We start from the raw sequence: 21,480 nt of genomic DNA, 5'->3' as shown, positions 1-21,480 counted from the left end.
CTCTCTCGTAACTGTGGCACGCAAGCCACAATTGTTCGCAGATTTTCCGCGTCTGTTGCTCTAGCGAAACCTTGGCCACCCGCGTAAGTTGAGCGAGCGATAATCAGCGCTGAAAGGGGTTAAGTACATGCGCAATTTCCTGCTTGCCGCCGTGGCTACGGCGGCAATCGCTTCGCCAGCGATGGCGCGCGACGGTTCGCCGTACGTTGGTGTCGATATTGGCCTTATGAAGCCGCGCGACACGAACGTCGACGTGAACGTCGTCTTCCCGGCGAACCCGGATCCGGCGATTCCCAGCGGTGCGAACTTCTACAATGAAGGCTTCGACATCGAGTATAAGACGGGATACGACGTCGACCTGGTTGGCGGATATGATCTTGGCATGTTCCGCCTCGAGGGCGAGCTCGGCTACAAGCATGCGAGCGTCCGCGACATCGAAATCGACCAGCCGTTCCTGTTCGCAGCGAATGCCGTTCTCGACGCGAACCCCGCGGTCAGCAACGGCGATCTCAATTACGGCGGCCATGTCAGCGTCCTTTCGGGCATGCTGAATGGCATGGTCGACTTCGGTGACGACGCCGGTTGGGGCGGTTACTTCGGTGGCGGTATCGGCCTTGCGCGCGTCCGCGTCCTTGGTGACAGCGACAGCGACATCGCTCTTCAGGGTATCGCTGGTGTTCGCGCTGCAGTCAGCGACAACATCGATGTCGGCCTCAAGTATCGCTACTTCCGCACCGGCAAGATGAAGTGGGACACCGACCTTGGCTTCGGCACGGCGGGTTCGATTCCGCTGGAAGGAAGTGGACGTTTTGAATCGCACAGCCTGCTGCTGAGCCTGATTTACAACTTCGTGGCCGCGCCTCCGCCGCCGCCTCCCCCGCCGCCTCCACCGCCTCCGCCGCCGCCTCCGGCGACGCAGACGTGCCCGGACGGCTCGGTGATCCTGGCGACTGACACCTGCCCGGCTCCGCCGCCTCCGCCTCCGCCGCCGCCTCCGGCGCCGGAACGCGGTCTCTAAGGCAGCGTCTGATAAGAAAGACCGGCTCGGGCCTCGCGCCCGGGCCGGTTTTCTTTTGGGCAGGTGAGCGCCCCTCGCCTCAACGGGTTGATCGGCTGGCGAATTTCGTTATAGGCGCGCGCTCGCATCGCTTCGGCGGTGCAACCGTCCGAGACAGTTGCTGGGGCCATCGTTAGCGCGACCCCTTAATTTGCAGCCTAGGCGGGGACAGGAATTTTCGGGCTGGCGTGCGATGTTCGCCCGGTCGTGCGTTGCCAAGCGGCAGCGCCGTTGATCCATCCCCACGGACATTTGCGGCTCGAGGCGGGCAACCGCGGCGGGCCATTGTTGAAACTCGGACCGGGTTCGCCTGGTCCGAATATGTGGAGTTGGCATGGATCGTTCGCAAAAAGCCGATCTGGTCGACGAGCTGAAGAACGTCTTCAACGAGACGAGCGTGGTGGTCATCACCCGCAATCTCGGTCTCTCTGTCGCGCAATCGACGGAGCTGCGCTTGAAGATGCGCGACGCCGGAGCCCAGTTCAAAGTTGCGAAGAACCGCCTTGCCCTGATTGCGCTCGAGGACACGCGCTACAAGCCGATCGGTGACCTGCTGAAGGGCCCGACCGCGCTTGCAACGTCCGGAGACCCCGTCGCGGCCGCCAAGGTCGCGGTCGATTTCGCCAAGACGACCGACAAGTTCGAGATCGTCGGCGGAGCGATGGGTGACACGGTTCTCGACGTTAACGGGATCAAGGCGCTGGCCGCATTGCCGTCGCTCGACGAGCTGCGCGCGAAGATCGTGGGCCTTATCCAGGCGCCCGCGAGCAAGATCGCCCGCACCGTCAACGAGCCTGGCGCGCAGCTGGCACGGGTCTTTGCTGCCTATGGGGCGCAGGCCGCCTAAGGCATCTTTTTTCATCAACGCACGACAATCGGGGCATTGGCCCCACCAAGGAGTATCAAATGGCTGACATTGCTAAGCTGGTTGACCAGCTTTCCGAACTGACCGTCCTCGAGGCCGCGGATCTCGCCAAGGCGCTCGAAGAGAAGTGGGGCGTCTCGGCCGCGGCTGCGGTTGCGGTTGCCGGCCCGGCTGCTGGCGGCGGCGCCGCTGCCCCGGCCGCTGAAGAGAAGACCGAATTCGACGTCATCCTCACCGGCGACGGCGGCAAGAAGATTAACGTGATCAAGGAAGTTCGCGCGATCACCGGTCTTGGCCTCGGCGAAGCAAAAACGCTTGTCGAAAGCGCTCCGAAGCCGATCAAGGAAGGCGTCAACAAGGACGAAGCCGAGAAGATCAAGAAGCAGATCGAGGAAGCCGGCGGCACCGTCGAGCTCAAGTAAGCTTCGCTTCACGCAAAGAGACAGGGCGGTTCCGCACGCGGAGCCGCCCTTTTTCTATGGCGCGATGCCCGCGAGGAAGGCGTCGACTGCCGCGATCGCTTCGGGCTCGCTTAGCGTTGGTGCATGACCAGCGCCGGGAACGACTACGGACCGCGTGGTCGGCCCGACGCCCTTTATTCGTTCGAACGCGGCGGGCGCCAACAGATCGCTTTTCTCTCCGCGGACGATCAGCAACGGCTTTTGCGCCAATGCGCCGAACATCGGCCACAGATCGACCTTCGCTGAACTGTTCACGGCGCTGAAGGCATTCGCGATCGCCATGTCATAATCGTAGCGGATCTGGCCGGCTTCTTCCCGGCACGACCGCCGGGCGGCCTTCACCCAGTCTGCGTGAGTGTTGCTGGCAGGAAGATTGCCATTATTCGCCGCGATCACGTCCGCCGCCTCATCCCAGTTTGCAAAGCGCAGGTCTTTACCGACGTAGGATTTAATGCGGTCCAAGCCCGCCGCGTCGAGTTCGGGGCCGACATCATTCAAGATCGCACCGGCAATGCGTTGAGGCGAGGTCGTCGCAATCAGCATTGTCACAAGCCCGCCCAGGGACGTCCCGACAAAGATTGCCTGATCTATGTCCAGCTCATCGAGCAGCTGGATCGTGTCGTTGGCATAAACCAGGGCGTTATAGCGGGTCGGATCTGGATCGAAGTCGCTGTCCCCCCGCCCACGAAAATCGAGCGCGATCACGCGAAACTGGGGTGACAGCCGATCAGCGAGCTCAGCGGAGTCTCGTGCGTTGCGGGTTAGGCCGTGGAGGCAGAGCACAGGGGGCCGGTCAGTACTGCCGCGATAGTCTCGATAATGCAGCTGAAGCCCGTCCTGCACTACCAGGTAACGGTCATCATATCCGTTGTGTTTGGTTGCCATCAGCCGATGTGCGCCAACCTTTGAACGCGCATCAAGCTCGAAGTCTTGATTCAGCTTCCCCACGCTGCGAAAACCATGACGAGCAAAATGCGCCTCGACACCCCCTTCCTGAAGCTTCCTATTCGCTTCGATCCGGACGCACTCGCGGCTGAGGTTCGCGCTTTGCCCGATCTCGCCTGGAGCGCGCACCCGACGGGCTTTGTCGGAAACGAGGCGGTGCGCCTGGTCAGTCCCGGGGGTCAGCAGACCGACGATTTCAGCGGACAGATGGCCCCTACCCCGCAGCTGCGCCTGTGCCCGTACATTCAGGAAATCATGGCCGAGATCGGCGGCGTCTGGGGACGCAGTCGCCTCATGGGTCTGGCGGCCGGCGCCGACGTGCCGTTGCACATAGATACGCATTATTATTGGCGAACCCACCTCCGGCTGCACATCCCGGTGATCACGAATCCAGGTGTGACCTTCACTTGTGGCGAGGAAGCTGTGCACATGGAGGCCGGCTCGTGCTGGGCGTTCGACAGCTTCCGCCGTCACAAGGTGGAGAACAAGGGCTCCGAACAACGCATTCACTTGGTGCTAGACACGGTGGGCGGCGGAAATCTGCCTGCTTTGATGGCGTCAGCAAAAGCGGGGACCACGGACGCGCGCGAGGTTAAGCCCGGCGAAGGGCGCGGGGGCCAACTCAAGTTCGAGATGATGAACTCGCCAACGGTGATGTCGCCGTGGGAATTGCGCTGCCATCTCACCTTTCTGAAGGATCACGCTCGTCCGGATCCCAAGCTGGCGCCGGTGCTCGACCGGATGGAGCAGTTTGCGCAGGATTGGGCGGCGGCATGGGCTGAATTCGGAACCAGCGAGGCTGGTCGGCCGACCTATAGCGGCTTGATCGACACGGCACGGGCAGACGCCGCCAAGTTGGGTGGCAACGAGTGCCTTCTGAAAAACGAATGGCCGCTGCAGGGGATGTTCGAAGCCCTGATCTTTCAGATGGCGCTTGGCGCCCCGCCGGCGCGAGTCAGCGGCACGGTCACATCCGGAATCCTCTCGCGCGCCGCGCGGGGCTAAACGCTAATCCCCTCGCGCTCGAGCGCGCGCTGCACCGCCGGACGGTCCTTCACCCGATCGAACAACGCAGCCCATTTCGGGCATTCGGCGCGAACGTCGAAATCCAGGCGCCATGCCCAGGTGAAGAACGGGAAAAGGTTCATGTCGGCGATCGAGTAAGCGTCGCCGGCGGCCCAGCCGCCTATCAGGCGCCGCTCGACTTCCCGATAGAAGCGGATCGTATTGTCACGGCCCTGCTCGACCAACTCGTCACGCGAATGCGATTCTTCCGGAAGAAAGCGCTGGGGGCGCCGGAACTGCGCGTAGGCGACGTGGAGGCTGCTCGCCAGGAACCCGAGCCATTCGAAGCAGCGCGCATATGCGAGGCTGCCTGGCGGAGGCGTCAGGCCCGCGGCTGGATTCAGGCTCGCCACGTAAGTGAGCAACGCCGGCACTTCGGTGACTGCCTCGCCGTTGATGATCATCGTCGGAACGCGGCCGAGCGGGCTTAGCGCAAGGAATTCCGGTGACGATTGCTCGCCTTTCCCGAGGTCAATGCGACGCGCTTCGAATGGAACGCCGATTTCTTCGATCGCAATGTGGGGCGCGATCGAACAAGCTGTCGGCGCGTAGTAGAGGATCAATGGCTTGGTCATGGACCGTGGCATGCCCGGCGCGTGGCGACGCGAACAGCCAGATCAATTCATCGGTGAGTTGAATAAAGTTCAATTCCAAAAATCGCCGCGGCCGCTTCTACAAATGCTTCGATCAAAGATAGCTTGGGCGAACTGGCGCTCCACACCGCCCAATATGCATATTCGGCCGGCACCGTTCGATCCAGAATTTGGACAAGGCGGCCTGAGCGGAGTTCCTCGTCGGCCAGTCGCTCGCGCACCAGGCCCACGCCATGGCCGGCCGCCGCAGCGTCGATCACTAGTGCTTGGTCCGCCAGGAAGAGCGCGCTTGCAGTCCGGGTCGGATCGGGCTGCGCGGGATCGAGCCATAGCCGCCAGCCGCTTTCGGCATGGTGGATCAAACGGTGATCTGCGAGTTCGGCCTGACTTTTTGGACGGTCTTGAGGCCGATATGTCGCGCCGACCACCGGGATCAGTCGCTCTTCCGCCAGTTTGCGGCTCTGAAGGCCGCGCCATCCGCCGGGACCGAAGCGGATGGCAAGGTCGATGCCCTCATCGAAGTCGGCGAGCGCGTCGGTCGTCCGGATGTCGAGACGAGCCGCCGGAATGGAAGCCTGCAACTCTCCAAGGCGAGGCAGAAGTATCTTCTGGGCGATCGAGCCGGTGGTCGAAACGACCAGCCGATCCAGCGCCCGCCAGGGTGTCGTTTCGAATGCGTCCGAGAGCAGACCGAGACTGACCCTTACTTTCGCGGCCAGGGTCAGCCCTGCTGGGGTCAGCGCAACCGTCCGTCCGTTCCGCTCGAACAACGTCTGATCGAGCCGCTCTTCCAGCGCCTTGATCGCATGGCTAATCGCGCCCGGGGTGAGGTTGAGTTCGGCGGCTGCCTTGGTGAAGCTCGCATGGCGGGCCGCCGCATCGAAGGCTGCGATCGATCTCAATGAGGGCGGCCGCACCGGCATCGCGGTCCGATCTGCATCCTCTGTGAGTTTTATTCAATGATCGTGTGAGGAAGTCCGGCTTTTGAGGAAGGGCGATAGACCCCATCTGGCCGGTCATGACAAATCACCCGTTCGAGTTTCGCGGTTACGACCATGTTGGGATCCGCGTCACTGACCCCGCGAAGGCGCTCGAGTTCTATCGAGAGATCGGCTTTCGGATCGACCCCGATTTCAGCGACAACGATGTGGCTGAAATCGTTGCCGACGATGGCAGCCGCATCAACCTCATCTTCAATGGCATCGAACGCTCCAACAACGTGCTGCTAGACGAGCCCGTCAAATGGCCCGGCTATACGCATGCCGCGTTTGTGGTGGATTCACTCCAGGCCGTGCTCGATTGGGCGAAGCGCGAAGGTGTCGCCATCACTGAAGGGCCGGTCGATTGGGGGCGCCGTCTGACCTGCTTTCTGCGTGATCCTGACGGCAATGTTCTGGAGTTCAACGAGCTCAAGAACGATTGATAACGAAGATTTGCCACTTCCCCCCTTCACAAGCGGGGAAATAGGATTATATCGGCCCTATCCAACAAATAGACGGCTCCGCCGCACGGTGACGTGCGCCCGGGGCTTTTCCCGTCCTCTCCGGGACAGGGTCCGAAACGGCGCACGGACCAGACGCATTGGAGAGGGAAACCGGGACCGCGCTCCAGACATGATCCGGCCAACGCCGGAAAACCATCGCGGGGCGCTCGATCAGCGCGTGCTCCGCATAGCGCAGGGAAGCACATGGCCACCAAAGCGATCGACGCGCCTCGTCATAAGAGCGCGAACAAGGTCAATCAGCGACGCATCCGCAAGATCTTCGGGAACATCCACGAGATTTCGGAAATGCCGAACCTCATCGAGGTTCAGCGCGAAAGCTACGAACAGTTCCTTCGTTCGGACCCCAAGACGAGCTACGTCTCTGGCCTTGAGAAGACGCTGCGCTCGGTGTTTCCGATCGTCGACTTCGCCGGCACCGCACACCTCGACTTCGATCATTACGAGCTCGAAGACCCCAAGTACGACACCGACGAATGCCGCCAGCGGGGGCTGACCTATGCCGCGCCGATGCGCGTCACCTTGCGCCTGACCACGTTCGAGATCGATCCCGAGACCGAAGCCAAGTCGGTCATCGATATCAAGGAGCAGGACGTTTACATGGGCGACATGCCGCTCATGACCATGAACGGCACCTTCATCATCAACGGCACCGAGCGCGTGATCGTCAGCCAGATGCACCGCTCGCCGGGCGTGTTGTTCGACCACGACCGCGGCAAGACCCACGCCAGCGGCAAGTTCCTGTTCGCGGCGCGCGTCATTCCCTATCGCGGCAGCTGGCTGGACTTCGAGTTCGACGCCAAGGACATCGTCAACGTCCGTATCGACCGCAAGCGCAAGCTGCCGGTGACGGCCCTCCTCCATGCGCTTGGCATGTCGAGCGAAGAAATCCTCAACACCTTCTACAAGCGCGTGATCTACACGCGTGGCAAAAACGGCTGGCAGATTCCTTATTCGGCTGAGGCCTGGCGTGGCCAGAAGCCAACGCACGACGTCGTCGACGCCGACACCGGTGAGGTTATCTTTAAGGGCAACGAGAAGATCACGCCGCGCCGCGCCAACCAGGCCGGCAAGGATGGGGTGAAGAACCTCATCATCCCGACCGAGGAAATCTTCGGGCGCTACTCGGCCTACGACCTCATCAATGAGAAGACCGGTGAGATCTACATCGAAGCCGGCGACGAAGTCAGCGAGGAGAATCTCGCGAAACTCGACAAGGCGGGCGTTAAGAAGCTTGAGCTGCTCGACATCGACTACGTCAACACGGGTCCGTGGATCCGCAACACGCTGAAGGCCGACAAGAGCGAGGACGGGGACAGCGCCCTCTCCGACATCTACCGCGTCATGCGCCCCGGCGAGCCGCCGACGCGCGAGACCGCGGATGCTCTGTTCTATGGCCTGTTCTTCGACCCTGAGCGCTATGACCTGTCCGCGGTCGGCCGCGTTAAGCTGAACATGCGCCTTGGCCTCGATGCCGAGGACACTGTCACGACGCTGCGCAAGGAAGACATCCTCGCGGTCGTCCAGGAACTGGTGAACCTCAAGGACGGCAAGGGCGAAATCGACGACATCGATAACCTCGCCAACCGCCGTGTCCGTTCGGTCGGCGAATTGCTCGAAAACCAGTATCGGGTCGGCCTTCTGCGCATGGAGCGTGCGGTCAAGGAGCGCATGTCGAGCGTCGATGTGTCGACGGTCATGCCGAACGACCTCATCAACGCGAAGCCGGCGGTCGCCGCGGTTCGCGAGTTCTTCGGCTCATCGCAGCTGTCGCAGTTCATGGACCAGACCAACCCGCTCTCGGAAGTCACCCACAAGCGCCGTGTCTCGGCGCTTGGACCGGGCGGCCTCACCCGTGAGCGCGCGGGCTTCGAGGTGCGCGACGTGCACCCAACTCACTATGGCCGCATTTGCCCGATCGAGACTCCGGAAGGCCCGAACATCGGCCTCATCAACTCGCTCGCCAGCTTCAGCCGTGTGAACAAATACGGCTTCATCGAGACGCCGTACCGCAAGGTCGTCGACGGCAAGGTGACGACCGACGTCGTTTACCTGTCGGCGATGGAAGAGGCGAAGCACACCATCGCCCAGGCGAACGCCGAGATTACGAAGAACGGCACGTTCGCCGAGGAAATCATCTCGGCCCGCCGCAACGGCGAGTTCCTGATCGCCCCGCGCGACCAGATCACGCTGATGGACGTCAGCCCCAAGCAGCTGGTGTCGGTGGCGGCGTCACTCATTCCGTTCCTCGAGAACGATGACGCCAACCGCGCGCTGATGGGTTCGAACATGCAGCGCCAGGCGGTGCCACTGCTCCAGGCCGAGGCGCCGCTGGTCGGCACCGGCATGGAGGAAACGGTTGCGCGCGATTCGGGTGCAGCCATCGGCGCGCGCCGCTCAGGCATCGTCGACCAGGTCGATGCCGCCCGTATCGTCGTCCGCGCTACCGGCGACCTTAAGCCGGGTGAATCGGGCGTCGACATCTACACACTGATGAAGTTCCAGCGCTCCAACCAGAACACCTGCATCAATCAGCGCCCGCTGGTGAAGGTCGGTGACACGGTCGAAGCCGGTGAGATCATCGCTGACGGTCCGTCGACCGAATATGGTGAACTCGCGCTCGGCCGGAACGTGCTCGTCGCGTTCATGCCGTGGAACGGGTACAATTATGAGGACTCGATCCTGATCTCCGAACGGATCGTGAAGGACGACGTCTTCACCTCGATCCACATCGAAGAGTTCGAGGTCATGGCCCGCGACACCAAGCTCGGGCCCGAAGACATCACCCGCGACATCCCGAACGTCGGCGAGGAAGCGCTTCGCAACCTCGACGAGGCGGGCATCGTCTACATCGGTGCTGAGGTCGAACCGGGCGACATCCTCTGCGGCAAGATCACCCCGAAGGGCGAAAGCCCGATGACGCCGGAGGAAAAGCTTCTCCGCGCCATCTTCGGTGAAAAGGCCTCAGACGTCCGCGACACCTCGCTCCGCCTCCCGCCGGGTGTTTCCGGCACGGTAGTCGAAGTGCGCGTATTCAACCGTCACGGCATCGACATCGATGACCGTACGCGGGCGATTCAGACCGAAGAGAAGGAACGGCTCAAGAAGGACGCCGACGACGAACGCGGCATCCTCAACCGCGCGACCTTCTCGCGTCTTCGCGAGATGCTGCTGAAGCAGACCGCGACCGCGGCACCGAAGGGTATCAAGAAGGGCGCGACGTTGGACGACGCGACCCTCGAAGGCGCGGATCGTCACGAATGGTGGAAGATCGCGGTCAAGGACGACAAGCGCCAAGCCGACATCGAAGCGCTGAAAGCGCAGTACGATGAGGCGGCGAATGTCATCAACCGGCGTTTCGAGGACCGTGTCGAGAAGCTCGAGCGCGGCGATGAGCTGCCGCCGGGCGTGCTCAAGATGGTCAAGGTCTTCGTTGCGGTGAAGCGCAAGCTTCAGCCGGGCGACAAGATGGCCGGCCGTCACGGCAACAAGGGCGTGATCAGCCGCATCCTGCCGATCGAGGACATGCCGTTCCTCGAAGACGGGACCCATGCGGACATCGTGCTCAACCCGCTCGGCGTGCCGAGCCGCATGAACGTGGGCCAGATCTTCGAAACGCACCTCGGCTGGGCATCGCGCGGCCTGGGTCGCCAGATCCAGGAAATGCTCGATGGCATGCATGAGCGCGGCAAGGACGTCGCCGGCAAGGACGTCAAAGCGATCCGGGCCAAGCTCAAGGACGTTTATGGCGACGGTTATGCCAAGGAGATCGACGCCCGCGACGACGATTCGGTGATGGAGCTTGCCTCCAACCTCACCGCCGGCGTCCCGATGGGCACCCCGGTGTTCGACGGCGCACGCGAGCCGGACGTCAGCGCAATGCTGGAGAAGGCGGGTCTCAACACGTCGGGCCAGGTCACGCTGTACGACGGCCGCACAGGGACTCCCTTCGATCGGCAGGTAACGGTCGGCTACATCTACATGCTGAAGCTGCACCACCTAGTGGACGACAAGATCCACGCGCGTTCAATCGGCCCATATAGCCTCGTCACCCAGCAGCCGCTGGGCGGTAAGGCCCAGTTCGGTGGCCAGCGCTTCGGTGAAATGGAGGTGTGGGCGCTCCAGGCTTACGGCGCGGCGTACACGCTCCAGGAGATGCTGACGGTCAAGTCGGACGACGTGATCGGCCGGACCAAGGTCTACGAAGCGATCGTCAAGGGTGACGACACCTTCGAAGCCGGCATTCCGGAAAGCTTCAACGTGCTGGTCAAGGAAATGCGGTCGCTCGGCCTCAACGTCGAGCTCGACAGCATCGAGGACCCGGACGCGGAACAGCCAGCCGCTCTCGCCGCCGAATAATTCAAGGATCAACTGGGCCCCTTCCCAGGCGGAAGGGGTCAGGAGCTAGACATGAACGAACTGACGAACTTCGCGAACCCGATCGCCAAGCCGGAAACCTTCGACGAGATCCGGATCGGCATCGCGTCGCCTGACAAGATCCGCAGCTGGTCCTTCGGTGAGATCAAGAAGCCGGAAACGATCAACTATCGCACGTTCAAGCCTGAGCGTGACGGCTTGTTCTGTGCGCGCATCTTCGGTCCGATCAAGGACTACGAATGCTTGTGCGGCAAGTACAAGCGCATGAAGTACAAGGGAATCGTCTGCGAAAAGTGCGGCGTGGAAGTGACCGTATCCAAGGTCCGCCGCGAGCGCATGGGCCATATCGAGCTCGCCGCTCCGGTCGCGCACATCTGGTTCCTGAAGTCGCTTCCGAGCCGCATCGGCCTGCTGCTCGACATGCAGCTGAAGCAGCTTGAGCGCATCCTCTATTTCGAGAGCTATGTGGTGATCGAGCCGGGCCTGACCGCGCTCGAGAAGTACCAGCTGCTGACCGAGGACGAGCTTCTTGCCGCGCAGGACGAGTATGGCGAAGACGCTTTCTCGGCCGGAATCGGCGCCGAGGCCGTCAAGCACATGCTGATGGACCTCGACCTCGCCGGTGAAAAAGAAGTGCTGCTCAAGGAACTGGCCGAGACCAAGTCCGAGCTGAAGCCGAAGAAGATCATCAAGCGCCTGAAGGTCGTCGAGAGCTTCCTCGAGTCCGGCAACCGCCCCGAATGGATGATCATGGAAGTCGTTCCGGTCATTCCGCCGGAGCTTCGCCCGCTCGTGCCGCTCGACGGTGGCCGCTTCGCGACGTCGGATCTCAACGATCTCTATCGCCGCGTGATCAACCGTAACAACCGTCTGAAGCGCCTGATGGAGCTGCGCGCGCCGGACATCATTGTCCGCAACGAAAAGCGCATGCTCCAGGAAGCGGTCGACGCCCTGTTCGACAACGGCCGTCGCGGCCGCACCATCACCGGCGCCAACAAGCGTCCGCTGAAGTCGCTGTCCGATATGCTGAAGGGCAAGCAGGGCCGGTTCCGTCAGAACCTGCTCGGCAAGCGCGTCGACTATTCGGGGCGTTCGGTCATCGTCACCGGTCCGGAGCTCAAGCTCCACCAGTGCGGGTTGCCGAAGAAGATGGCCTTGGAGCTGTTCAAGCCGTTCATCTACTCGCGCCTCGACGCCAAGGGTCTCTCGATGACCCTCAAGCAGGCGAAGAAGTGGGTCGAAAAGGAGCGCAAGGAAGTTTGGGACATCCTCGATGAGGTGATCCGCGAGCATCCCGTGCTCCTGAACCGCGCGCCGACGCTCCACCGCTTGGGCATCCAGGCGTTCGAGCCGGTCCTGATCGAGGGCAAGGCGATCCAGCTTCACCCGCTGGTCTGCGCCGCGTTCAACGCCGACTTCGACGGCGACCAGATGGCCGTTCACGTGCCCCTGAGCCTCGAAGCCCAGCTCGAAGCCCGCGTGCTGATGATGTCGACCAACAACATCCTCTCGCCCGCCAACGGCAAGCCGATCATCGTCCCGTCGCAAGACATGGTGCTTGGCCTCTATTACCTCAGCCTCGAGAAGGATGATGAGCCGGGCCAGGGCATGATGCTGAGCGACATGGCCGAGGTTCACCAGGCCCTCAGCGCAGGAGCCGTCACGCTTCATTCAAAGATTATCAGCCGCGTTCCGCAAACGGACGAGGAGGGTAACACCTACATGAAGCGGTTCGAGACGACCGCAGGCCGCATGCTGCTCGGCGAGACGCTCCCGAAGAGCCACAAGGTGCCCTTCGAGACGGTCAACCGCGTGCTGACCAAGAAGGAGATCGGCGACGTCATCGACATCGTCTATCGCCACACGGGCCAGAAGGAGACGGTGCTGTTCGCCGACGCGATCATGCAGCTCGGTTTCCGCCACGCGTTCGCTGCCGGCATTTCGTTCGGCAAGGACGACATGGTCATCCCGCAGGCGAAGGAGAACCTCGTCGAGGAAACTCGCGCGCTCGTGAAGGACTATGAGCAGCAGTATCAGGACGGTCTGATCACCCAGCAGGAAAAGTATAACAAGGTGATCGACGCCTGGTCCCGTTGCGGCGACCAGGTCGCAACCGCGATGATGAAGGAAATTTCGGCGACGCCGAAGCTCGACAACGGCCGCCAGGCTGATCTGAACTCGATCTACATGATGGCCCACTCGGGCGCTCGTGGCTCGCAGGCCCAGATCAAGCAGCTGGCGGGCATGCGCGGCCTCATGGCCAAGCCGTCGGGCGAGATCATCGAAACGCCGATCATCTCGAACTTCAAGGAAGGCCTGACCGTTCTTGAATACTTCAACTCGACCCACGGCGCCCGCAAGGGTCTCGCGGATACGGCGCTCAAAACGGCCAACTCGGGTTACCTGACCCGCCGTCTCGTCGACGTGTCGCAGGACGCCGTGATCATCGAGGAGGATTGCGGAACCGATCAGGCGCTCGAAATGCGGGCGATCGTCCAGGGCGGCGCGATGATCGCCTCGCTCGCGGACCGCGTGCTCGGCCGCACGACTGCAGAAGACATCGTCGATCCGAAGACCGACAAGATCGCCATCCCTGAGGGCACCCTGCTCGACGAGGCAATGGTCGCGCAGATCGAGGCCATCGGAGTCCAGGGCGTGAAGATCCGCTCGCCGTTGGTCTGTGCCTCGAAGCAGGGCGTTTGCGGCAAATGCTACGGCCGTGACCTGGCGCGCGGAACGCCGGTCAACATCGGTGAGGCGGTCGGCGTTATTGCCGCCCAGTCGATCGGTGAGCCTGGCACCCAGCTGACGATGCGGACCTTCCACATCGGTGGCGCGGCGCAGCTTAACGAGCAGTCGAATCTCGAAGCGCCGGTCGACGGCACGATCGAGTTCCGCGACATGCCGACGATCGTCGATCCGCGTGGACGGCACCTGTCGCTGTCCCGTTCGGGCGAGATCGCCATCCTCGACATGGATGGCCGTGAGCTTTCCACGCACCGCGTGCCTTATGGCGCGCACTTGCTATGCGAGAGCGGGCACATCGTCAGTCGCGGCGACCGCATCGCGGAGTGGGATCCGTCGTTTAGCCCGGTGATCACCGAGAAGGCCGGTACCGTGAAGTACCAGGACCTGATCGAGAACCGGACGATGACGGAGCAGGTCGACGAATCGACCGGCATTACGCAGCGCGTGGTCACCGACGACACGACCAAGTCGAAGAAGGACACCCCGCACCCGCGCCTGACGCTGACCGGCAAAAAGAAGGGCGAAGACGGCGTCTACCGGCTCGCCGCCGGAGCGATCGTCGCGGTCGAGGACGGACAGCAGGTCGAGGCTGGCGAAGTGCTGGCGCGTATGCCGCGGGAGGCCGCGCGTACCCGCGACATCACGGGCGGTCTGCCGCGCGTTGCGGAGCTGTTCGAGGCGCGCAAGCCGAAGGAGAATGCGATCATTGCCAAGGTCAGCGGCAAGGTCACCTTCATGCGCGACTATAAGGCGAAGCGTAAGATCGCTATCGTTCCCGAGGACGGTTCGGAGCCGGTCGAATATCTGGTCCCGAAGGCCAAGATGATCGAAGTCCAGGAAGGCGACTTCGTGAAGCGCGGCGACAACCTCGTCGGCGGCTCGCCTGATCCGCACGATATCCTGGAAGTGCTCGGTGTGGTCGCGCTCGCGGAGTATCTCGTGAGCGAAATCCAGGAGGTCTATCGACTTCAGGGCGTGAAGATCAACGACAAGCACATCGAGGTGATCGTTCGCCAGATGCTGCAGAAGGTCGAGATCACGGATGGCGGCGACACCACGCTGCTGGCCGGCGAACAAGTCGATCGTGACGAGATGGACGAAACCAACGCCAAGCTCGAGAAGAAGCAGAAGAAGGCCGAAGGTAAGCCGGTGCTCCTGGGCATCACCAAGGCGAGCCTGCAGACCCGCAGCTTCATCTCGGCCGCATCGTTCCAGGAAACCACGCGCGTTCTCACCGAAGCCGCTGTGCAGGGCAAGGTCGATAATCTCCAGGGTCTCAAGGAGAATGTGATCGTCGGCCGGCTTATCCCGGCGGGCACGGGCGCGGGCATGAACCGCCTGCGCGTTGCTGCCTCGTCGCGCGATACGGCTCTCCGCGCAGCTCAGCGCCGCATGCAGGAAGCGCTCATTGCGCCGGATTCAGCCGAAGAGCTTCGCGCTGCGGAAAACGCGCGCTCGCCTCGTGATAGCGCCGGTACCGGCGATGATCCGCTGGGCGAGGTGGTGCCGAGCGGGCACGGGCTCGACGCCGACGCGGGCGACTACCTCCAGGACTAAGGCCTTAGTCTTCGGACAAATAAAAACCCCGCCGGAGCAGATGCTTCGGCGGGGTTTTCTGTTTGAGCGACAAACGCCTTAGCGGCAGTTCTGCCCATGAATGGCGTTGTCGGTGCAGTTCGCGACCGAGCTCACGTCGTGGGCGGCGCCGCGCACCGTGTTGCAGGCGGCGACGGCCAGGCAAACGCCAACCAACGCAACCGCAACCAGCTTCTGAACCATGATGCTCCTCCGTTATGGGTGTGGAACGATCATGGCCGTAGGCAAGGCCGTTTGTCTACTGGCTGAACGAGCCTAGCAGCGGGTGCTGCCGTTGATGGCGTTCTCAGTGCAGTTGGCGACCGAGTTCACGTCGCGCGCTGCGCCGCGAACCGTGTTGCACGCCGCCGTGGCGAGCGCGGCGCCAAGAATGGCAACCGTGACGATCTTCTGAAACATGGTGTTCTCCTCGTCTAACGGGGGTTTCAAACGCGGCTCAGGCCATTGCGCTCCATTCCGGCGCCGGAATCTTCCCAGCCATTATCGGCGGAGCGTCCTCAGACAGCGACCGGGGCCGAGATGTGCGGGTGGGGCTCGTAATTCTCGAACACGAAATCGTCGCTCTCATAATCGAGCAGCCCCTGCCCGCGATCCTTGATCACCAGCTGAGGTAACGGCCTGGGGTCGCGGCTGAGCTGCAGCCGCGCTTGATCCAGGTGGTTGGAGTAAAGGTGGCAATCGCCGCCCGTCCACACGAACACGCCGGGCTCAAGCCCGCATTCGCGCGCCAGCATGTGCGTCAGCAGCGCGTAAGATGCGATGTTGAACGGCACGCCCAGGAAGATGTCGGCGCTGCGCTGGTAGAGCTGGAGGTTCAGCCGGCCCGCCGCGACCTGCGTCTGGAACAGGCAGTGGCAGGGAGCCAGGGCCATCCGGCCTATCTCCCCCGGATTCCAGGCCGTGACGATCTGGCGCCGCGAGTAAGGATCTTTGCGGATCAGTTCGACCAGGTTGGCGATCTGGTCGATATGCTTGCCGTCCGGGCTTTCCCAATCGCGCCACTGCTTGCCGTAGACGGGGCCGAGGTCGCCGTTCTCGTCCGCCCACTCATCCCAGATGCGGACGTTGCGCTCTTTCAGCCAGTTGATGTTGGTGTCGCCGCGGAGAAACCACAACAGCTCGACGATGATCGAGCGCAGGTGAAGCTTCTTCGTCGTCAGCAGCGGGAAGCCGTCGGCGAGATCGAAGCGCATCTGCGCCCCGAACCAGGACAAGGTGCCTGTCCGCGTGCGGTCCTGCTGCTCGACGCCCTCGTCGAGAATCCGCTGCATGAGGTCGAGATATTGGCGCATCGCGGAATCACCCTAACCCGCAGGCCAACGCCGTCCAAGACCGAATAGGTCGATCCAATTCGGATGATTGATTCCCGCCAAAACGAACGCGGTTCAAATAGCCGCTTTACCGTGCCGGGCGTAGGTTGCGCCCATGCGGTATCAGCGTGCCGAACTCCCGCTGAAATTGGACGGGCTCCGAGCGGCCCGCGAGTTTTTCGCGGGCTGCCTGGCCGACGGTGACCTGACCCGCGAGAGCCTGTGGGTCGCCCATGTCGACGATCAGGCGCGCTGCGTTCACGTGGCGCGCTATGCCGGCGACGACGGCGGCGCCCCATTCCCGCTGCGGTCAATCATGGCCGACGCGACGGAGCATGGAAGCGCAGGCATCGTCCTTGCGCATAACCATCCGAGCGGCGATGCGCGGCCCAGCGATTCCGACTGCAGGGCAACCCGGCGCCTGGCGGTTGCCGCCGAGGCGCTCGACTGCACCTTGCTCGACCATCTGGTGTTCGGCGGAATGCAGTGCACCAGCATGCGCGCGATCGGGCTGCTCTAGCTCTCGCAGGCCTTGATCTTGTCCGGCGCGGGCTTCGGGCCAGCCGCCCTGAACGCAATGAGGTAAGCCTCACCGCCGGTCAGCATGCTGAACCTGACCGGAGTCATGTTCAGCGCCGCGAACTCGCATTGCAGTTGCCTGGGCGGGATTCCGTGCTGTTTCACCGGGCGGTTGGAATCGACCACCACCACTTCTCCGTCCGGCTTCACCCCGTCGCGCAGGTGCCACAGGAACGCGTAAGGCGATTCCACCTCATGATACATGTGGACAAGGAACACGCGGTCGAAGGATTGCCCCGGAAGCATCGGATCGTCCGGCGCGCCCAGTTTTACCGACACATTGTCGAGGCTTTCGCGCTGCACGCGGTCGCTCAGCGTATCGCGAACGTCGGGGAGAATGTCCTCGGCAAGCACGCGGCCCTTCGCGCCGACGACGCGCGCCAGGCGAATGGTATAATAGCCCTCGCCCGCGCCGACGTCGGCGACCGACATGCCCTTCTTGACGCCGGCCAGTTCCATCACCTGCTCGGCTTCACCCAGCCGGTCGCGGGCATCTTCGGTCGAGAAGGTGCCGCCGACGATCGGCGCAACCTCGCGATGAGCGTCCGGGAATGTGGGCTCGCCCGGCGTCGCCCGACACGACGCGAGCGCCGCGACCAGCACAAACGCAGCCGCCCTATTCAACGTCTTCGACCTCAATCTTCTCGCCCGTGACGCGTTGCGACAGGGCCGCGGCCATGAACCGGTCGAGGTCGCCGTCGAGCACGTCGCTCGGCGCGGTCGAAGTAACCCCGGTGCGCAGGTCTTTGACCAGCTGATAGGGCTGGAGGACGTACGAGCGGATCTGGTGACCCCAACCGATGTCGGTTTTCGCGGCATTGGCCGCATTCGCCTCGGCTTCGCGCTTCTGGAGTTCCGCCTCGTAAAGCCGCGCCTTTAGCTGCTTGAACGCAGATGCGCGGTTCTTGTGCTGCGATCGCTCGTTCTGGCAGGCGACGACAATGCCGGTCGGGATGTGCGTGATCCGGACCGCGCTGTCGGTAGTGTTCACATGCTGTCCGCCGGCCCCCGATGCGCGATAGGTGTCGATCCGGAGCTCGGCTTCGTTGATCTGGATGTCGATGTCGTCATCAACCTCGGGATAGACCCACACGCTGGCGAAGCTCGTGTGCCGGCGCGCGTTGGCATCATAGGGGCTGATGCGGACCAGCCGGTGAACGCCGCTTTCGGTCTTGAGGTTGCCATAGGCATTCTCGCCCTTCACCAGCAACGTCGCCGACTTGATCCCCGCCTGCTCGCCCGAATGATGGTCGATCAGCTCGACCTTCATGCCGTGGCGCTCGGCCCAGCGCGTGTACATGCGCTGCAGCATACCGGCCCAATCCTGGCTCTCGGTGCCCCCTGCCCCTGCGTTGACCTCGATATAGCTGCTGTTGGCGTCCGCTTCGCCGGCGAGCAGCGCGGCGACTTTGTCGCGTTCGGCCCGCCCCGCAAGCTCGGCGAGCGAGTTCACGCCATCGTCGACCAGGCCGTCATCGCCTTCGGTTTCGGCCATTTCGATTAGCTCGACCGTGTCGGAAAGCTCGCGCTCGATCGCCTGCGTCGCGCCCATCGCCTGCTCGAGCCGCTGACGTTCGCGCATCACCTCCTGCGCCGCCTTGGGATCGTCCCAAAGCGTCGGGTCCTCGACCTTCCCGTTAAGCTCCTCGAGCCGCTTCACCGCCCGGTCCCAATCGAGGAACCGGCGCAGCAATGCGGTCGCGGCATTGATCTGGTCGATATGGGCCTGCGCTTCGGCGCGCATCGTCAAGCTTCCGTCACTAGTGTCGCGTCAGGCCCTATTAGACGCCGTTCTGCGTTGGCAAGCCAGCAGGTGGCTGCGGCGCCGTAGACGCAGGCGGGGCGGCCTGCGGTACTGCTGCCCTTGGCCGCGTCGCCTGGCGAGGGGTTGGCTGCACCTGGGCATCTTCCTCCTGCCCATAAGGATCGCCGCTGGCGCCCCGATACGAGCGGCGCGGTTCGGTCTGCGGCTGGAACGCTTCCCAGATCACCGACGCCTTCGGATCTTCCGTTGTTGGAAATACGCCATAGACCCGTTTTCCGGTCGCGCGATCGATCCGCACCCAGCGGATGCCGGGCGGCGCGACGAACGGAACCTTGGGCTGGTCCTTGAGCGCGGTCTGTGCCCATTCCCTAAATACCGGTGCTGCGATCCGGCCCCCCTGCGCATACCCGCCCATCGGCTTGGGCTGATCGTAGCCTAGGTAGACGCCTGCGACGATGTCGGGCGTGCCGCCAACGAACCAAACGTTGGTCGGACCGTTCGTGGTGCCGGTCTTGCCGAACAGCGGCCGGTTGAGGTCGCGGAGCACCGTCGCAGTGCCGCGCTGGATAACGCCCTCCATGATGTGCACCATCTGGAATGCGGCCATCGGATCCAGCAGTTGCTTCGTCCGGTTTGGCGGCCGCGGCATTGCCTTTCCGTCCCAATCGGGCGCGTTGCAATTGCCCATCACCGCGCAGCGATTGTCCGAGCGATAAATGATCTTGCCCGACCGATCCTGGACGTAATCGATCGTGGTCGGCTTCACCGACCGGCCCTGATTTGCAAGGATCGCATAGGCGTTGGTCAGCCGCAAAACAGTTGTTTCACCAGCGCCGAGCGCGAAGGACAGGTAATTGCCGTAATCACCGACGCCCATCTTGCGGGCGGTGTCGGTAATCTTCGGCATGCCGACCGTCGAAGCGGCGCGGACCGTCATCAGGTTGCGCGACTGCTCAACGCCCCAGCGCAGCGTATGCGGTCCCGCAGACCGGCGGTCGAAGTTGACGAAGCATTTGTTGCCGAGTCCCGCACCCTGCCAAACGCAGAATGGGGCATCGAGCTCGATGGTCGCTGGCGTGAAGCCGTTCTGCAGCGCGGTGACGTAGACGATCGGCTTAAACGCCGAGCCAGGCTGGCGAAGCGCCTGGGTCGCGCGATTGTAGCTCGACCCAATGACGTCGAAGCCGCCCTGCATCGCAAGGACCCGGCCGGTGTGCACTTCCTCCGCGACCATTCCGCCGCCGATCTCGGGCACTGAGCGAAGCTGGTACGAGCCCGGACCCGTCTGCTTCACGATGACGACCATTCCGGGCTTCAATGAGTCGAAAGCCTGGCCACCAACGCCGCGCACCGCCATCGATGCAGCGGAAGCGGGAAGCGTGCCTTGGGAACCGTTGGTAAAGCCAACGGTCGCAGCGCCGGCATCCTTCGACAGCACGACGGCCTTCGACCAATCGGGGAAGCCCACGCCGACCTTCGCGCGATCGAGCTGCCCTGCCCAATCCTTCGACAGATCGACGCTGAGGCCAGTGTCGCGCCATCCGCGACCACCGTCGAACCGCGCGAGGCCCTCACGAAGTGCCTGCGCGGCTGCATCCTGCAGCTTGGGATCCATCGAGGTCCGGACCCACAGGCCCCCGGCATAAAGGCTGTTGGGGGAGCTATCGGCATTCTCGCCGAACCGCTTGATCAGCTCGCGCCGCACCTCTTCCATGAAATAGCCGCCCTGCTGGCGGAATTTCTCGCTGCTGCCGTAGCGGATCGTGCCGAGCGGCGTTGCGGCAGCGGCCTTCCATTCCTCCTCCTTGATGTAGCCGTTTTTGTACATCTCCTTGAGGACATAGTTGCGCCGGTTGAGCGCCTTTTGGGTTGCGCGCACGGGATCGTAATTGGCCGGCGCCTTGGGAAGGACGGCCAGGTAGGCCGCTTCGGGCAAGGTCAGTTCATTGACGTCCTTGTCGAAATAGGCGCGAGCCGCGGCCTGCACCCCGTAAGCGTTGCGGCCGAGGAAGATCGAGTTGAGGTAAAGCTCAAGGATCTGTTGCTTGGAAAGCGTCGATTCCAGCCGAAAAGCCAGGATCGCCTCACGAACCTTGCGGCCGATGTTGTAACTTGAGTCCTTAAGGAGGTATTTTGCGACCTGCTGGGTGATGGTCGACCCGCCCTTGGCCCTGCCGCCCCCGGTGACGCTCTTGGTCGTGAAGTCGGCGACCGCTCCGAGCAGCCCAAGGTAATCGATGCCCCCGTGGGTAAAAAAGGTTTTGTCTTCCGCCGAGATGAACGCGTGAATGACGAGTGGCGGATATTCGTCGTAGCTGAGCTCGACGCGGCGCTCGCGCGCGAAGGTCTGGACGGGCGTCCCGTCATATCCGCGAACGTTGGTTGGCAGGGGCGGCTGGTAGGCCAAAAGCGTTTGCGAGGAAGGCAGGCCGCTCGCGAAATAAATCCAGACCAGCGCGAAGAAGGTGAAGAAACCCAGCCCTGTCCAGGTCAGACGGCGGACCCATTTCTCCTCCCACCAGGGATCGACCCGCTCGTGAACCCTCTTGTTGAAGGCGACGAGATCAGGAAGCTGCCAGTCAGGTAAGGCCAGACGCTCGAACTTCATTCGCCAGCGC

17 protein-coding genes are annotated in these 21,480 nt (G+C 62.9%); 8 read left to right on the top strand and 9 right to left on the bottom strand.

Features of this window, described 5'->3' with window-relative positions; translation table 11 throughout:
- The first annotated feature begins 127 nt into the window (after positions 1-127).
- The 3 genes from AC4K8G_RS11470 to rplL all read left to right on the top strand — a co-directional run bounded on the left by AC4K8G_RS11470 (position 128) and on the right by rplL (position 2,344).
- On the top strand, positions 128-1,018 hold the full coding sequence (locus AC4K8G_RS11470) for an outer membrane protein (protein WP_491734277.1): 891 nt from the start codon (positions 128-130) through the stop codon (positions 1,016-1,018).
- Between the two features lie 373 nt (positions 1,019-1,391).
- Positions 1,392-1,904, top strand: a complete 513-nt coding sequence (gene rplJ / locus AC4K8G_RS11465; protein WP_491734276.1) for a 50S ribosomal protein L10 — start codon at positions 1,392-1,394, stop codon at positions 1,902-1,904.
- A gap of 59 nt (positions 1,905-1,963) precedes the next feature.
- On the top strand, positions 1,964-2,344 hold the full coding sequence (rplL, locus tag AC4K8G_RS11460; RefSeq protein WP_491734275.1) for a 50S ribosomal protein L7/L12: 381 nt from the start codon (positions 1,964-1,966) through the stop codon (positions 2,342-2,344).
- 54 nt (positions 2,345-2,398) lie between these two features.
- Here the strand turns inward: rplL and AC4K8G_RS11455 are convergent, their stop codons facing one another.
- Positions 2,399-3,268, bottom strand: coding sequence for an alpha/beta fold hydrolase (locus tag AC4K8G_RS11455; protein ID WP_491734274.1), 870 nt, complete (start codon positions 3,266-3,268; stop codon positions 2,399-2,401).
- A gap of 162 nt (positions 3,269-3,430) precedes the next feature.
- Here AC4K8G_RS11455 and AC4K8G_RS11450 point away from each other — a divergent pair, with 162 nt between their 5' ends.
- A complete protein-coding gene (locus AC4K8G_RS11450) occupies positions 3,431-4,333 on the top strand; it encodes an aspartyl/asparaginyl beta-hydroxylase domain-containing protein (RefSeq protein WP_491734273.1) in 903 nt (300 codons plus the stop codon).
- Here AC4K8G_RS11450 and AC4K8G_RS11445 read toward each other — a convergent pair.
- Together AC4K8G_RS11445 and AC4K8G_RS11440 are read right to left on the bottom strand one after the other, a co-directional pair.
- Positions 4,330-4,968, bottom strand: a complete 639-nt coding sequence (locus AC4K8G_RS11445; protein WP_491734272.1) for a glutathione S-transferase family protein — start codon at positions 4,966-4,968, stop codon at positions 4,330-4,332. The genes AC4K8G_RS11450 and AC4K8G_RS11445 overlap by 4 nt on opposite strands.
- A 47-nt stretch (positions 4,969-5,015) precedes the next feature.
- On the bottom strand, positions 5,016-5,888 hold the full coding sequence (locus AC4K8G_RS11440; RefSeq protein WP_491734271.1) for a LysR substrate-binding domain-containing protein: 873 nt from the start codon (positions 5,886-5,888) through the stop codon (positions 5,016-5,018).
- 116 nt (positions 5,889-6,004) lie between these two features.
- Here AC4K8G_RS11440 and AC4K8G_RS11435 point away from each other — a divergent pair, with 116 nt between their 5' ends.
- The 3 genes from AC4K8G_RS11435 to rpoC all read left to right on the top strand — a co-directional run bounded on the left by AC4K8G_RS11435 (position 6,005) and on the right by rpoC (position 15,169).
- On the top strand, positions 6,005-6,409 hold the full coding sequence (locus AC4K8G_RS11435) for a VOC family protein (RefSeq protein WP_491734270.1): 405 nt from the start codon (positions 6,005-6,007) through the stop codon (positions 6,407-6,409).
- Between the two features lie 264 nt (positions 6,410-6,673).
- Entirely contained in the window at positions 6,674-10,846 is a 4,173-nt protein-coding gene (rpoB, locus tag AC4K8G_RS11430) for a DNA-directed RNA polymerase subunit beta (protein ID WP_491734269.1), read from the top strand.
- Between the two features lie 51 nt (positions 10,847-10,897).
- The gene (gene rpoC, locus AC4K8G_RS11425; RefSeq protein ID WP_491734268.1) at positions 10,898-15,169 is read left to right on the top strand and encodes a DNA-directed RNA polymerase subunit beta'; all 4,272 of its coding nucleotides are present in this window, start codon (positions 10,898-10,900) and stop codon (positions 15,167-15,169) included.
- A gap of 78 nt (positions 15,170-15,247) precedes the next feature.
- Here rpoC and AC4K8G_RS11420 read toward each other — a convergent pair whose 3' ends face one another.
- The 3 genes from AC4K8G_RS11420 to AC4K8G_RS11410 form a co-directional block, all read right to left on the bottom strand.
- A complete protein-coding gene (locus AC4K8G_RS11420; protein ID WP_491734267.1) occupies positions 15,248-15,391 on the bottom strand; it encodes a hypothetical protein in 144 nt (47 codons plus the stop codon).
- 72 nt (positions 15,392-15,463) lie between these two features.
- Positions 15,464-15,607 carry an entericidin A/B family lipoprotein gene (locus AC4K8G_RS11415; RefSeq protein ID WP_491734266.1) on the bottom strand — a complete coding sequence of 48 codons (144 nt, stop codon included), beginning with the start codon at positions 15,605-15,607 and terminating at the stop codon, positions 15,464-15,466.
- 98 nt (positions 15,608-15,705) lie between these two features.
- The gene (locus AC4K8G_RS11410) at positions 15,706-16,500 is read right to left on the bottom strand and encodes a thymidylate synthase (protein WP_491734265.1); all 795 of its coding nucleotides are present in this window, start codon (positions 16,498-16,500) and stop codon (positions 15,706-15,708) included.
- Positions 16,501-16,633: 133 nt separating this feature from the next.
- On the opposite strand from AC4K8G_RS11410, the gene AC4K8G_RS11405 reads away from it, so the two are divergent.
- A complete protein-coding gene (locus AC4K8G_RS11405) occupies positions 16,634-17,038 on the top strand; it encodes a JAB domain-containing protein (protein ID WP_491734264.1) in 405 nt (134 codons plus the stop codon).
- Here the strand turns inward: AC4K8G_RS11405 and AC4K8G_RS11400 are convergent.
- Genes AC4K8G_RS11400 through AC4K8G_RS11390 form a run of 3 tightly spaced genes read right to left on the bottom strand, consistent with a single transcriptional unit; the run spans position 17,035 to position 21,470 of the window.
- Complete coding sequence (locus tag AC4K8G_RS11400) at positions 17,035-17,721, bottom strand: class I SAM-dependent methyltransferase (RefSeq protein WP_491734263.1); 687 nt, start codon at positions 17,719-17,721, stop codon at positions 17,035-17,037. The two genes, AC4K8G_RS11405 and AC4K8G_RS11400, sit on opposite strands and share 4 nt — an antisense overlap.
- Positions 17,714-18,841: a peptide chain release factor 2 gene (prfB, locus tag AC4K8G_RS11395; protein WP_491734262.1), complete on the bottom strand. Its 1,128-nt coding sequence runs from the start codon at positions 18,839-18,841 to the stop codon at positions 17,714-17,716. Before prfB ends, AC4K8G_RS11400 begins: the two co-directional genes overlap by 8 nt.
- Positions 18,842-18,878: 37 nt before the next feature.
- Positions 18,879-21,470: a penicillin-binding protein 1A gene (locus tag AC4K8G_RS11390; RefSeq protein ID WP_491734261.1), complete on the bottom strand. Its 2,592-nt coding sequence runs from the start codon at positions 21,468-21,470 to the stop codon at positions 18,879-18,881.
- Between the last annotated feature and the right edge of the window lie 10 nt (positions 21,471-21,480).

The sequence above is a fragment of the Sphingomonas sp. SP3 genome (genome assembly GCF_058514305.1).
The sequence above is the reverse complement of the archived record's forward strand: the minus strand, read 5'-3'. Positions and strand labels throughout refer to the sequence as shown.

What these genes read in the sequence shown, in the direction of transcription:
- AC4K8G_RS11470 (WP_491734277.1), top strand. Translation starts at nt 128, where the DNA reads ATGCGCAATTTCCTGCTTGCCGCCGTGGCTACGGCGGCAATCGCTTCG.
- rplJ (WP_491734276.1), top strand. Translation starts at nt 1,392, where the DNA reads ATGGATCGTTCGCAAAAAGCCGATCTGGTCGACGAGCTGAAGAACGTC.
- rplL (WP_491734275.1), top strand. Translation starts at nt 1,964, where the DNA reads ATGGCTGACATTGCTAAGCTGGTTGACCAGCTTTCCGAACTGACCGTC.
- AC4K8G_RS11455 (WP_491734274.1), bottom strand. Translation starts at nt 3,268, where the DNA reads ATGGCAACCAAACACAACGGATATGATGACCGTTACCTGGTAGTGCAG.
- AC4K8G_RS11445 (WP_491734272.1), bottom strand. Translation starts at nt 4,968, where the DNA reads ATGACCAAGCCATTGATCCTCTACTACGCGCCGACAGCTTGTTCGATC.
- AC4K8G_RS11435 (WP_491734270.1), top strand. Translation starts at nt 6,005, where the DNA reads ATGACAAATCACCCGTTCGAGTTTCGCGGTTACGACCATGTTGGGATC.
- rpoB (WP_491734269.1), top strand. Translation starts at nt 6,674, where the DNA reads ATGGCCACCAAAGCGATCGACGCGCCTCGTCATAAGAGCGCGAACAAG.
- rpoC (WP_491734268.1), top strand. Translation starts at nt 10,898, where the DNA reads ATGAACGAACTGACGAACTTCGCGAACCCGATCGCCAAGCCGGAAACC.
- AC4K8G_RS11420 (WP_491734267.1), bottom strand. Translation starts at nt 15,391, where the DNA reads ATGGTTCAGAAGCTGGTTGCGGTTGCGTTGGTTGGCGTTTGCCTGGCC.
- AC4K8G_RS11415 (WP_491734266.1), bottom strand. Translation starts at nt 15,607, where the DNA reads ATGTTTCAGAAGATCGTCACGGTTGCCATTCTTGGCGCCGCGCTCGCC.
- AC4K8G_RS11410 (WP_491734265.1), bottom strand. Translation starts at nt 16,500, where the DNA reads ATGCGCCAATATCTCGACCTCATGCAGCGGATTCTCGACGAGGGCGTC.
- AC4K8G_RS11405 (WP_491734264.1), top strand. Translation starts at nt 16,634, where the DNA reads ATGCGGTATCAGCGTGCCGAACTCCCGCTGAAATTGGACGGGCTCCGA.
- prfB (WP_491734262.1), bottom strand. Translation starts at nt 18,841, where the DNA reads ATGCGCGCCGAAGCGCAGGCCCATATCGACCAGATCAATGCCGCGACC.
- AC4K8G_RS11390 (WP_491734261.1), bottom strand. Translation starts at nt 21,470, where the DNA reads ATGAAGTTCGAGCGTCTGGCCTTACCTGACTGGCAGCTTCCTGATCTC.